Raw genomic sequence first — 12,732 nt, 5'->3', positions numbered from 1 at the left:
GTCAGCCGTTGGCCGCGATGTCCTGCACCAGGTGCACCAGTGTGCGCACCGGGACGCCGGTGCCGCCCTTGCTCCAGTAGCCGAACGGCTCGCCGGCGTGGTAGGCCGGGCCGGCGACGTCGAGGTGCGCCCAGGCGACCCCCTCGCTGACGAACTCGCGGAGGAACACCCCGCCCTGCAGCATGTGGCCGGCCCGGTCCATCGCCGAGTTCACCTGGCAGATGTCCGCCACCTCCGACTCCATGCCCTTGCGGACGTCGTCGGGCAGCGGCATCGGCCAGGCCGGCTCGCCCACCGTGTCCCCGCCGGCCCGTACCCGGGCACACAGCTCGTCGCTGCCCATCACCCCGGCCATCCGTTTGCCCAGCGCGACCACCTGCCCGCCGGTCAGCGTCGAGGTCTCCAGCAGGTAGTCGCAGCCGTCCGCGCAGGCCCGGGCCATCGCGTCGGCGAGCACCATCCGGCCCTCGGCGTCGGTGTTGAGCACCTCCACCCGCTTGCCGTCGAACATGGTCACCACATCGCCGGGCCGGTACGCGGTACCCGACGGCATGTTCTCCGCCATCGGCAGGTAGGCGGTGACCGGCACCGACGGCCGCAGCGCCGCGATCGCCAGCATCGCCGCCCCGACGGCGGCCGCGCCGGCCATGTCCGACTTCATCTCCCACATGCCCTGCGCCGGCTTGATCGACACGCCGCCGGTGTCGAAGGTGATGCCCTTGCCGACCAGCGCGACCCGTGGGGCGTCCGGGGCCGCCTCCGGCGGCGTGTAGGAGACGATCACCAGCCGGGGCGGAGCGGCCGAGCCGCCGCCCACGGCGAGGATCCCGCCGTAGCCCCCGTCGACCAGCGCCTGCTCGTCCAGCACCTGCACGGTCAGCCCGGCGGCGACCGCCGCGTCCCGTACCGAATCGGCGAACGCCGGTGGCCGCAGCTCGTTCGGCGGGGTGTTCACCCAGTCCCGGCAGGCGATCACCGCCGCGGCGACCGCCTCCGCCCGGGCCACCTCGGCCTGCACCGCGGGGTCGGCGGCGTCGGTCACGTGCAGCGCGATCGAGGCGACCGGTGCCCGTCGGCCCGGCTGCGGACGGGTCTTGTAGCCGGCGAACCGGTAGCTACCGAGCAGCGCGCCCTCGGCGACCGCGCGCAGCACCGCCGGTCCGTCCGCGTCATCCGGGACCGGCAACGCCACGGCGACCCGCGAGGTGCCGGCGAGTGCCCGTACCGCCGCGCCGGTCGCCCGGCGCAGCGTCTCCGGGGCGGGCGCCGCGCCGGTCGGCTCCGGACCCAGCCCGACCGCGACCAGCAGCGGCGGCCCGACCGTACCGAGTGTGGCCAGCTTGATCACCTCGCCGGCGGCTCCGGTCGCGCCGAGCAGGCTGAGGGCCTCGGTCAGTCGACCCTCGAACGCGACGGCGATGCTCTCCGCCCCGGTCGCCAGCAACAGGGCGGGCGTCGTGCCCGACGCACCGTCCGCCGCTGCCTGGTCTGCGTCCGGCTGGTCCTGACTGTGTACGCCGATCACCAGCGCGTCGACGGCCAGCTCAGCGGGGTCGGTGTCGACCAGGTCCAGGGTTGTGGTGGTTGATGTCACTCGGCGTCTCCGGCAGCTGGGCCGGTCGCCTTGTGGGCGACCGGCGGGTTGGTCTCCGGCGCAACTTGCTCCGCCGGACGGGGTGGTGCCCCGCCGATGCTAGCCACCTGCGGGTCCGCCGGTAAGTTGCCTCCCATGACCGAGGTGACCATGACCGGGGACGGCACGTTGCGCAGATCCCCGCTGCACGACCGGCATGTCGCGCTCGGCGCGAAGTTCGCGGCCTTCGGTGGCTGGCAGATGCCGCTGGAGTACGCCGGCGGCGGCGTGCTGCGCGAGCACGAGTCGGTGCGTAGCGCGGTCGGCGTGTTCGACGTGTCGCACCTCGGCAAGGCCCGGGTCACCGGACCCGGCGCGGCGGCGTTCGTCAACTCCTGCCTGAGCAACGACCTGGACCGGATCACCGTCGGCTCGGCCCAGTACACGCTCTGCTGCGACGACGCCACCGGCGGCGTCGTCGACGACATCATCGCCTACCGGTACGCCGACGACCACATGTTCCTGGTACCCAACGCGGCCAACACCGGCGAGGTGGTCGGCCGGCTGCGGGCGGCGGCGCCGGGCGGGGTCACGGTGACCGACGAGCACACCGGGTACGCCGTACTGGCGGTGCAGGGACCGGCCTCGGCCGGACTCCTCGCCGGGCTGGGGCTGCCCACCGGGCATGCGTACATGAGTTTCGTCGCCGGTCGGCTGGCCGGCACCGAACTGGTCGTCTGCCGGACCGGGTACACCGGCGAGCACGGCTACGAACTGGTGGTGCCGGCCGAGGCGGCGGGCCGGGTGTGGGACCTGCTGCTGGCCGCCGAGACTCCGGTCGCCGCGCGGGCCTGCGGGTTGGGCGCGCGGGACACGCTGCGCACCGAGATGGGGTACGCGCTGCACGGTCAGGACCTGACGGTAGCGGTCACCCCGGTGCAGGCCCGGCTCGGCTGGGCGGTTGGCTGGCGCAAACCGGACTTCTGGGGTCGGACCGTACTGCTGGCGGAGAAGGCGGCCGGGCCGGCCCGGCTGCTGCGCGGTCTGCAGGCCGTGCAGCGGGCCATTCCGCGACCGGGCATGGCGGTGCTGCTCGACGGAGCGCCCGTCGGCGCGGTGACCAGCGGCACGTTCTCGCCGACCCGCAAGGCCGGTGTCGGGCTGGCCCTGCTGGACACCGCCGCGGTGCCGACGGACGGTGTCGAGGTGCAGGTCGACGTGCGCGGCCGGCACACGCCGATGCGGGTGGTGACCCCGCCGTTCGTGCCGTCGTCGGTGCGCTGACTGCCAGCTGCGCTGACGGCGGGCGCGGCTCAGCGCCCGGCCGCACCTCGGTCGCCGTGATCGAGCACCGACTCGGTCCAACCGCCCTCCACCATCCGGCCCTCGCTGATCAGAGCCCAGTCGACCAGGTCCGCGACGTCCACCTCGACCGGGCTGCCGACCCGTACGGTCGGGTCGCAGACCGCGTCGACCGTGCTGGCCGCGTGGATCCGGCCGGGGTGCGGCCAGCCGGTGACGCTGGCCCACACGTACTCGTGGCCGTCCGGCGCGGCGAGACCGTACTTGACCAGCAGCTGACCGCCGAGCGTGCGGGCGAGGAACCGGGCCCGGACCTCGCCCAGCGACCGGCGGGCGGTGGTGATCGCCTGCGCCATCGCGTCGCTGCGCCGGGCGTAGTGGATCTCCGGCTGCCCGGCGCCGAAGAGCTCGCCGCAGACCTGGGCGAAATAGTCCCCGGCGTCGCTGTCGGCGACCTGCGGCGGCGGACGGAGAGTGAGGAAGGAGTCGGCCTCCGGATCGGTCGACGGGTCCAGCACGATCCGCAGCAGCGCCGAACCCGCCGAGTCGTGCCGGTCCTGGTTGCCGTACGCGACGGCGATGTCGTGGCCGGACACCGGCAGGTTCACCGGCAACTGGACGAAGGCCGGCGGCTCCGGTTCGGCCAACGCCTCGGTCCAGATCCGCAGCAGCCGTCGGGCGGTCCCGGTCATGATCGCCCCCCAGGCCCGGACGAACCTCGGCGGCACCTGCTGCGCCTGCAACTCCAGCAGCCCGAACCGACGCAGCCCTTTCGTGGTGAACCAGAGCCCGTCATCGTCGGGGGAGTAGGGCACCAGGATCCAGTCGACCAGGCGGATCCGTCCGTCGGCGTCGGGCAGTGACCGCAACGCACCCGCCGGGTCGAGGAACTGCAGCCCGAACAGGTCGATCAGATCGACGTCGAGCGCGTCGGCCAGCGCCGCGCCGACCGCCCGCGCTGCCCATTCGTGCGCTGGCGGCCAACCCGGCCGGTAGTTGGCCTGCACCACCACGCAACGCTGCGCGGTGCGGAGCCGGGCCAGCTGGCCACCGGTAGCACCGAACGCGGCCAGCAGGTCCGGCGGCAGCTCCGGCAGCCGGTCGACCGGGCGGGTCTGCACGGTCATCAGCGGGCTGCCGAGCATCTGCCGGGTCAGGTCACGCACCGGCCGGGACAGCCGGTCACCGAGCCAGTCCACCGCGTCCACCGCGTCCGGTACGGCCGCGTCCGGCGGTACCACCGGGACCAGGTAGGTGGCGGCCAGCGACTCCGGGACCGGCACCGGCAGCAGCAGGTCGTCCGAACTGGCGGCCATAGGTGCTCCCTGCTCCCCGGGTCGTGCGTCGCTGGCGAGGTGAACGCTACCCGCACCGGACCCGTGGCGGCCGTGGTTGCCGATCGCCGTGGCCCGCTGCCGGCGCACGGCCGGCGCACGATCGGGGTGTGGTCGGGGTACGGCCGGCGCCGCCGCTCACCGGGTCACCGCACGGTCACCAGGCCCAGGTAGACGGCGGTGCTGGTGAATTCGACCCCGGCGCCCAGCACATCACCGGTGATTCCGCCGAACCGGCGTACCAGATGGCGCAGCCAGGTCAGCCACAGCAGCACCGCGCCCAGCACGACCAGCGGCCCCTGCCAGGGGCGGCCGGGTACGGCGGCGACCGCCACGGCGGCGACCAGGACCGTGCCGGCCGCCAGCAGCGGCCACCGCTGGGTGCCGGCCACCAGCGCGCCGAGCCCGTCCGGCCGGGCGGCCGGCACGGCCTGGCGGCAGGCCCAGGTGACCGCGAGCCGGCCTGCCGCGACCGCGGCGGCGACCGTCGCCAGGACCGCCGGCCACGACCGTCCGGCCGGTAGCGACCCGAGCGACGCCGTCTGCGCCAGCAGCACGACGACCAGGGCCACCACGCCGAACGGGCCGATGTCCGGCCGGCGCATCACCGCCAGCGCGCCGTCAGCGGGCCGGTGTGAGCCGAGCGCGTCGACGGTGTCGGCGAGTCCGTCCAGGTGCAGTCCCCGGGTCGACGCTGCGGCCAGGCCCGTCACCACCGCAGCGGCGACCAGCGCCGGGGTTCCGGCGGCCGAGAGCGCGAGCAGGGCCATTGCGAGGAGTACGCCGAGACCGAGGCCGACCACCGGGGCGACCGCCATCGCCACGGCCGCCGCCGGCCGGTGCACCGGACCGGGCCGCAGCGGAAACACGGTGAAGGTGGTGACGGCGAGCCGGACGCCAGCGGAGACGGTGTCCCCCGCACCGGTGGGCCGGTCGCCGGTCACCGCACCGGGTCGGCGGCGGCCGGACCGGCGGCGGCCGGACCGGGACCGGCCGGCTCCGGTTCGGCGAACGTCGGGTGTTCGCCGAGCGTGTCGGCCAGGGTGAGCGCCGAACGCAGCAGCGGCAGCGCGGCCAGCGCGGTGGCGCCCTCACCCAGGTCGAGCCGCAGGTCCAGCAGCGGGGTCAGGCCGAGTACGTCCGCCGCGTGCCGCACGGTCGGCTGCCGACCATGGTCGGGCAGCAGGCACCAGTGCCGGGCCTGGCCGGCGAGATCCCGGCTGACCAGCGCGGCGGCCACCCCGACCGGGCCGTCCAGCAGCACCGGGATCCGGTTGGCGGTCGCGCCGAGCAGCACCCCGGTGGCCACCGCGATGTCCCCGCCGGCGTACTCCGCCAGCACCTCCCGGGCACCATGGGTGCCGCGCCGGGTGCGGTGCAGCGCGTCCCGTACCGCGGCGCACCGCGACATCCACGCGGCGTCGTCGACCTTCCCGCCCGCTGCGGGCACCCGGCCGAGCAGCGCCGCCGGCTCCGCGCCGGTGGTCGCCGCGACGACGGCGGCCGCCGCACCGGCCGCGCCCGCGCCGCAGGCGGCGATGACGATCGCCGCCACACCGGCCCGGCCGGCCCGCTGCGCCACCTCCCACCCGGTGGCCAACGCGCTGTCCACCTCGGCGGCGGTGAGTGCCGGCCGGTGTTCGATCGGGGCGGCGCCGGGGGCGGCGACGACGTCGACGACGGCGCCGGCGGTGGCGGCCAGCCGCGCCAGCGCCCCGTCGCCGGCGCCGGCCTGGTCGGCCCGGCGCGCCGAGTCCTGTGGGCTGTCGCCGGCGGCGACTCCACCGTCGTGGTCGCCGTGGATCAGCACCACCTGGACCTGGTCCCACGGTCGCGGGCTGGCCTCGTCCTGGGTACCGGCGGCGAACCCGATGACGTTCTCGAGCGCACCGAACCCGGCGCCGGGCAGGTCCAGCCGACCCAGTCGGGCGACGCCGGCGGTCCGGGTCCGCTCCGCCGGCATCGGCAGAGTCATCCCGGCGGTGATCTGCGCCGCCGTGTTGGATCCGTTCGCCGCCGCCGGCGGCTCCGGCCCGGTCGGCTCGCCCGGCTCCGGCCCGGTCACCGTGGCGGTCTGCTTCGGCTCGGTCGGCTCGGTCGGCTCGCCCGGGTCCCCGCTGGTCACCGTGGCGGTCGCGGCCGGACCGGTCGACTTGAGCTGCACCGGCTGTCCGGCGACGACCAGCACCACCGTGTCGGACACCTCGGCCAGCAGTTGGTTGGTCAGGCCGAGCGCGTCGGCGAAGGCCCGGCCGACCGGGGTGGACGGCACCAGCGCCAGGCCGACCTCCGGGCTGACCAGCACCAACCGGGCCGGGCAGGACCGCACCGCGGCGGTGAGCTCAGCGATGGTGGCCCGGTCGTCGGCCGGTTGTCGGGCCGGATCGAGCAGCGCGGCGACCCAGCCGCCAAGGTCGTCGACGAGCAGCGTCTCGTCCGCGCGGGCCGACGAGATCGTCTCGATCAGCCGGCCCGGATCCCCGGTGACCTCGTCGGTCTGCCAGTCGGCCGGCCGGCGGGCCCGGTGCTTCTCGATCCGGGCGAGCCACTCGGCGTCGGCCGGATCGGCCGCGCCCGTCGCCACGTAACGCACCACCGGATCCCCGGTGACCAGTGATTCGGCGTAGTCGGACTTGCCGGACCGGATCCCACCGAGCACGAGAATGGACTGCCACCCGCCAACGGACATGCCCGTACCTTACGGCGGGCACGGCCGGCCGTGCCCTGCCGGGGCGGTGCCGGCGGTGCTCCGGTGCGGTGGGATGTCACCGGTCGCGGCTAGGCTTGCGTGCATCCATCGCCGAGGGTTGAAGCGCACTGGGTCGACACGCACTGGGTCGAAGCGCACTGAAAGCTAACGGGAGCAGCGATATGCCATGGAGTTGGCGGTACGTGGACGCGGAGGGTCAGCCCGCGCAGGGGCCGACCGAGACGTTCGGCACCCAGGCCGACGCCGAGTCCTGGATCGGCCAGGCCTGGCGGGAGTTGGCTGCGGCGGGCGTCGCCTCGGTCGAGCTGCTGGAGGACGACCGCACCGAGTACCGGATGAGTCTGCTGCCGGCAGGCAAGTGAGATGCGGCCGGTGCCGTCCGACGGGCCGTCGGGTGGCCCGCTGGCCGGTCGGCCGGCGACGAGCTGGCGGCCCAGTCCGGTCTTCCTCGTGCTGGTCGCCCTCGTGGCCGGCAGCGGCGCACTCGCCTGGTCAAGTGAGCGGTACGCCCGGTTGGCCGTCTTCGTGCTGGTGGTCAGCGGCTGGCTGGTCTCACTCTGCCTGCACGAGTACGCGCACGCGCTGGTCGCCTACCGGTTCGGTGACCGCAGCGTGGCGCACCGGGGCTACCTGACGCTCAATCCGTTCAGGTACACCCATCCGCTGCTGTCCGTCGCGCTGCCGGTGCTGGTGGTCCTGCTCGGCGGGATCGGCCTGCCCGGCGGCGCGGTCTGGGTGGACCGGCACCGGATTCCGGGCCGGCTCCGGCACACCCTGGTCAGCCTCGCCGGCCCGGCGGTCAACGTGGCCCTCGCGGTGGCACTCGCGGTGCCGTTCCTCGTCGGCGTGGATCCGGGCGGCCGACAGGAGTTCTGGGCGGGCATCGCCCTGCTGGGCTTCCTGCAGCTGACCGCCAGTGTGCTCAACCTGCTGCCGGTCCCCGGACTGGACGGCGGCAACATGATCCAACCGTGGCTGCCGCCGGCCTGGCAGCGCGGCTACCAGGTGCTCGCGCCGTTCGGGTTCATCGGCCTGTTCGCGTTGCTGTGGGACGACCAGATCGGTGGCGCGTTCTTCCAGGCCGTGTTCTGGCTCGGCGACCTGCTCGGGCTGCCCACCCCGCTCTACAGCTACGGTCTGGCGCTGATCCGTTTCTGGTCCTGACGCTGCCTGGCGTGGCGGCGGTCCACCCGGGCCGGGCGCGTCGGCCGGTGTCATGCCGCTGCGGCACCCCGCCGCAGCGGCATGATCTCGCCCGGTGCCGGCTACGGCCGACTGGCCGGGCTGACGGTTCGGCCCGGGTCCCGCTCGACGATCGGCTCCAGGATCTCGTCGATGGCCTTCATCAGACCGCCGTCCAGCTGGACCCCGCTGGCCTTGACGTTGTCCCGCACCTGCTCGGGCCGGGTGGCACCGATGATGGCCGACGACACGTTGGGGTTCTGCAGCACCCAGGCTAGGGCCAGCTGGGCCATCGACAGGCCGGCCTGCTCGGCCAGCGGCTTGAGCTGCGCCACGGTGCTCAGCGTCTGGTCGGTCATGAACCGGGCGATGAACGTCGCGCCCCCGGACTGGTCGGTGGCCCGGGAGCCGGCCGGCGGTGGCTGGCCAGGCTGGTACTTGCCGGTGAGCACACCCTGACCCAGCGGCGAGAAGACGATCTGCCCGACACCGAGTTCCTCGCTGGCCGGGATCACCTCGGTCTCGATGACCCGCCACAGCATCGAGTACTGCGGCTGGTTGGACACCAGTGGGATCTTCAGCTCACGGGCCAGCGCGTGGCCCTGACGGATCTGCGAGGCGTTCCACTCCGAGACCCCGATGTAGTGGGCCTTGCCGGAATGCACGATGTCGGCGAAGGCCTCCATCGTCTCCTCCAGCGGAGTGGCGTAGTCGAACCGGTGCGCCTGGTAAAGGTCGACGTAGTCGGTCTGCAGCCGGCGCAGCGAGCCGTTGATCGACTCCATGATGTGCTTGCGGGACAGTCCCCGGTCGTTGCGTCCCTCGCCGGTCGGCCAGAAGACCTTGGTCAGGATCTCCAGCCCTTCCCGGCGTTCGCCACGCAGCGCCCGGCCGAGCACCTCCTCGGCCCGGGTGCCGGCGTACGTGTCGGCGGTGTCGAAGGTGGTGATGCCGACGTCCAGCGCGGCGCGTACGCAGGCGTTGGCTGCTTCTTCCTCCACCTGCGATCCGTGGGTGATCCAGTTTCCGTAGGAGATCTCGCTGACGAGCATGCCGGAGCGGCCTAGGTGTCGGAATTCCATGCCCCAACCCTAGTCGTCGGTCGGCCCGCCGGGGCGTTCGGCATGAGCTTGCGTACAGCGGTAAATCGATCTCGCGATGGTGCCGACGGACCGGTTGTCCGGTACGGGCGCCGAGTACCGCAGCGTCACAGCAGCGGTTTGGTGTCGGCCAGCAGCCGGTCGATCTCGTCCATCACGTCCGCGCGGCTGGGCAGCACCGGGTCGATCAGCGGTTCCCCGCGCCGGTCCAACGCCCCCCAGTGCCCGTCGGGGGCCGCGACCAGGAACGCCACCGGATGGATCGCCATCGCCGGATGCACCGGTGGTACGACCATCCGTCCGGACCGGTCGACCACGCCCTTGCGCCCACCCGAGTCGATGATCGCCAAACCCTCGTCGGTGAAGCCGTCGATGTAGCGGCCGTCGGTGAGCGCGGTCGGGAAGCCGCCGAACCGGGGCGGGAGCAGCATCCGGCCGGTCTTGTCGACCGCGCCCCAGCCGCCGCGCCGGACCACCGCGACGCCGCGCCGGAACGGGCGTACGTCCTCGAAGCCGGTCCCGATCACCACGGTGTTGTTCCGGTCGATGGCGATCCAGCTGCCGGTGCCGTCGGCGGTGACCCAGGCGAGTCCGTCGGAGAACGAGCCGACCCCGATGTAGCCGGCGGTCGGCGCGATCACCGTCGTCCCCGACTCGTCGATCAGCTCCCACCATTTGGCCTCCGGCCGGCGGACCCAGGCCACCCCCTCGTGGAACGGCTGGACGTCGGCGTAGCCGGGAGCGATCACCAGCTCACCGTCGACCCCCGCGTACCCCCATTGCTGGGCCCGGTCGCTGAAGGTCGGTCGCGGCGGCCGGTGCAGCCGCAGAATCTCCTCCCGGTCCCGGGGGTACGGCCCCCAACCGTTCTCGGCGACCTTGGCGAACACCGCGTCCAGCGCCAGCTCGGTACGCGCGATCAGGTCCGGATCCTCGACCTTGCGCAGCTCCAGCGCACGCTCGAAGTGGTTGCACGCCTCCATGTAGCGGCCCTGGTCGTAGCAGGACCGACCGGCGTGCTCGTGCATCGTGGCCCGGAGCCGGTCCGGTAGCTCGGCCGAGTTGGCCTCCTCGAACAACCGGTCCGCCTCGGCGAAGTCACCCCGCCACTGCAGCACGTGGGCCAGCCGCGCCTGAGCGATCGCGACCCGGCGTAGCTCCCCGGTCGCCTCGGCGTGCGCCAGCGCCAGTTTGGCGTCGGCCAGTGCCTTGCCGAGGTCGCCGAGAATCCGGGAGACGACCGCCCGCAGGCTCAACAGCCGAGCCCGGGTGGCGTTGTCAGTCGCCGGTTCGATCTTCTCGGTGAGCCGGTCCCGGATGGCCCGGAACTCGTCGGGATTGTCCACCAGCTCACGCAGCGTCTCGTGGTGGAACCGCCAGTGGTACGACGACAACAGCTGTTCGGGGTCGCTGAGTTGGGACTCGGTCTCGTCCGCTGCGGTCTCGGGATCCGGCGCCGGGTCGGGTTCGTCGGTCGGCTGGTCCGGTTGTACGAGCGGGGCCAGCATGGTGGGTGCGCCGAGCGCCGTGGCCGAACCGGCGGCGGTCCCGGTGACCGGTAGGACGGTGTCCGGACTCGCCGGCGGCCCGGCAGGGCCGGAGCGGGACCCGCCACCGTTGTCGTCCGGGGCGGTACCGGTCGGATCGTCGGTGAGTCCGGCAGCCGGGTCGGTGCCGGCCGGGTCGGTGCCGGCCGGATCGGGCAGCGACGGCGGTCCGCCGTCGCCGTCCGCAGCAGTGGAGGTTTCCGCAGCGGGCGCTGGGTCCGGCCGTACCAGCGCGGCGGCCGGTGACACCGGGATGTCGGCCGGGGCCGGGATGTCGGCCGGGGCCGGGATGTCGGCTGGGGCCGGGGCCTCTGGTGGGACCGGAGCCGGGGCCTCCGATGGAACCCGACCGGACGGTGTGGCGGTGGGAGAGACCGGCGTCGGCGGGGCAGCCACGGGCACCGCCGGGGAGACCTGCACCGGTCGTGGCGGTGCTGGCTGGTCCGGCTGCGGGCGCACGATGTACGGCGGCGGGGCGTGCCGCGGCTCGGCCTTGGCCCGTACCACGTACTCCGGTTCGGCAGCATCCTCTCCTCGGGGGACCGGCCGGATCTGCGGGTGCTCGCCGGTCGGCGTCTGTACCCGGAACTCCGGGGGCGGCCCGGCCGGGGCGGAGACCGGAATCGGCAGTTGCTCGCCGGTCTGACCCGGATCCGGTCGGTGGCCCCGGCCGTCGGTGCCCGGCCCTCCCGCAGGCATCCGACCCGGCGGTGGCGGGACCGCGCCGGAGATCGGACGCGCCGGAGGCGCTGCTGGACGCTCCTGGGACGCTGCCGGACGGGACGGGGCGACCGGATCGGCTGGCCGGGGCGGTGCCGCCGGAGACGTGGGTGCCGGCGTGGGTGCCGGCGGGGACGCCTGGGCGGCGGGCTTGACCCGGTACACCTCGTCCGGTCCCGGCTGCCGGGCGGGCGGGCGGCCGGCAGCCGGGCGATCCGGCGCCGGTGCCTCCGGTGGTGCGGGTGCCGGTGGTGGCGGCGCGTGCCAGCGCTGCGGTGCGCGGCGCGGGTCGGCGTCCGAGGGCTGCTGTCCGTCCCGGCGAGGGCCGTCCGGTGGGCCTCCCCGGTGGTGCTGGTCCCACCGGGACGCCGGGCCGTCCGGCCGCACCGGCGGCCGTTGATCACGAGGCTGCGGCCGGTCCCGGTCGAACGGCTCAGCCGGCTGCCACTGGGGCCGGTCCCGCTCGGCGGGTGGCCCGCCACGGCGTCGCTCCGGTGGGTACGGGCGCTCGTGGAAGACATCGTCCGGATGCCGGCGGCGTTGGTGGAACACGTCGTCGGGGTGCTGCCGACGGCCGGTCCCGTCGGTCTGGGACGGCTGTTGCTGGCCGCCCTCGGCGAACCAGCCGGCGGCCCCGGCGGCCTCCGGCGCAGGCTCGTTCGGGCGTGGCGCCTCGCGGTGACCATCCCGCCGGGCCCGGTCGGCGTCAAACTGCGGCCTGCGGGCCGGGGGCTGGTCTGTCCGGTCGCTGACAGGTGCCCGCCCGGATCCGGAACCGGACTGGTAGACGTTGGCTCGCCCACGGCTGACACCGCGGCTGGTCGGCTCCCGCCGGACCGACCGACCCGCGCCGTTGTCGCCGGGGTACCGCTGACCCGGCAGCGGCACCCATTCGTTGGTCGGATCGGTGACCCAGCCCGGCTCCTGCGGCCGGTGGTCCCGCGCCCGGCGCATCGCTTCCCACCGGTCGTCGTCGTCCCAGCCGACGTCACGATGTCCGTCGGCCGAACGGTCCGGTGCGCCGTCGTCCTCCCACTGCCAGGATTGCCAACGGCGGTCGAAGTACCCCTCGGTCACGCCGGCACCTCGCCGCGGGTGTCGTTACGGGCGGCCCGCCGGGCAGGCGAGAACCGTGTCAGCGGTCCGTGTGGCTCGCTCACGGCGTGTCACCTCGTCGAATACTCGCTGAGTGACCGTGGCAACCCGATCGGGTCCCCCCGGCCCAGTGGCGGCGTGGTTGCGGATGGAGGGTAGCCGCGCAGGC

The 12,732-nt window shown here is 74.2% G+C and carries 9 protein-coding genes; 3 read left to right on the top strand and 6 right to left on the bottom strand.

Annotated features, from left to right (window positions below; translation table 11 throughout):
• Nucleotide 1: 1 nt before the first annotated feature.
• A complete protein-coding gene (locus EDC02_RS16660) occupies nt 2-1,594 on the bottom strand; it encodes a leucyl aminopeptidase (RefSeq protein WP_123602763.1) in 1,593 nt (530 codons plus the stop codon).
• Between the two features lie 135 nt (nt 1,595-1,729).
• Between EDC02_RS16660 and gcvT the strand changes: the two genes are divergently transcribed.
• Nucleotides 1,730-2,857 (top strand): glycine cleavage system aminomethyltransferase GcvT, encoded by a 1,128-nt coding sequence (gene gcvT, locus EDC02_RS16655; RefSeq protein ID WP_123602762.1) that lies wholly within the window; start codon nt 1,730-1,732, stop codon nt 2,855-2,857.
• 29 nt (nt 2,858-2,886) lie between these two features.
• Here the strand turns inward: gcvT and EDC02_RS16650 are convergent, their stop codons facing one another.
• The 3 genes from EDC02_RS16650 to EDC02_RS16640 all read right to left on the bottom strand — a co-directional run bounded on the left by EDC02_RS16650 (nt 2,887) and on the right by EDC02_RS16640 (nt 6,898).
• The gene (locus EDC02_RS16650) at nt 2,887-4,191 is read right to left on the bottom strand and encodes a DUF2314 domain-containing protein (RefSeq protein ID WP_123602761.1); all 1,305 of its coding nucleotides are present in this window, start codon (nt 4,189-4,191) and stop codon (nt 2,887-2,889) included.
• A gap of 164 nt (nt 4,192-4,355) precedes the next feature.
• Entirely contained in the window at nt 4,356-5,153 is a 798-nt protein-coding gene (locus EDC02_RS16645; RefSeq protein ID WP_123602760.1) for an adenosylcobinamide-GDP ribazoletransferase, read from the bottom strand.
• Nucleotides 5,150-6,898, bottom strand: coding sequence for a bifunctional adenosylcobinamide kinase/adenosylcobinamide-phosphate guanylyltransferase (locus EDC02_RS16640; RefSeq protein WP_123602759.1), 1,749 nt, complete (start codon nt 6,896-6,898; stop codon nt 5,150-5,152). Before EDC02_RS16640 ends, EDC02_RS16645 begins: the two co-directional genes overlap by 4 nt.
• Nucleotides 6,899-7,080: 182 nt before the next feature.
• Between EDC02_RS16640 and EDC02_RS16635 the strand changes: the two genes are divergently transcribed.
• The gene (locus EDC02_RS16635) at nt 7,081-7,281 is read left to right on the top strand and encodes a hypothetical protein (RefSeq protein ID WP_123602758.1); all 201 of its coding nucleotides are present in this window, start codon (nt 7,081-7,083) and stop codon (nt 7,279-7,281) included.
• A gap of 10 nt (nt 7,282-7,291) precedes the next feature.
• The gene (locus EDC02_RS16630) at nt 7,292-8,083 is read left to right on the top strand and encodes a site-2 protease family protein (RefSeq protein ID WP_370461546.1); all 792 of its coding nucleotides are present in this window, start codon (nt 7,292-7,294) and stop codon (nt 8,081-8,083) included.
• Nucleotides 8,084-8,184: 101 nt separating this feature from the next.
• Here EDC02_RS16630 and EDC02_RS16625 read toward each other — a convergent pair whose 3' ends face one another.
• Nucleotides 8,185-9,183, bottom strand: coding sequence for an aldo/keto reductase family protein (locus tag EDC02_RS16625; protein WP_123602756.1), 999 nt, complete (start codon nt 9,181-9,183; stop codon nt 8,185-8,187).
• 125 nt (nt 9,184-9,308) lie between these two features.
• Nucleotides 9,309-12,545, bottom strand: a complete 3,237-nt coding sequence (locus tag EDC02_RS41645; protein ID WP_233605967.1) for a WG repeat-containing protein — start codon at nt 12,543-12,545, stop codon at nt 9,309-9,311.
• Nucleotides 12,546-12,732: the final 187 nt, after the last annotated feature.

Origin of the sequence: Micromonospora sp. Llam0 (assembly GCF_003751085.1) — a bacterium.
Taxonomy (GTDB): domain Bacteria; phylum Actinomycetota; class Actinomycetes; order Mycobacteriales; family Micromonosporaceae; genus Micromonospora_E.
Note: the sequence above shows the minus strand (reverse complement) of the source record. Positions and strands in the feature narration are given on the sequence as shown.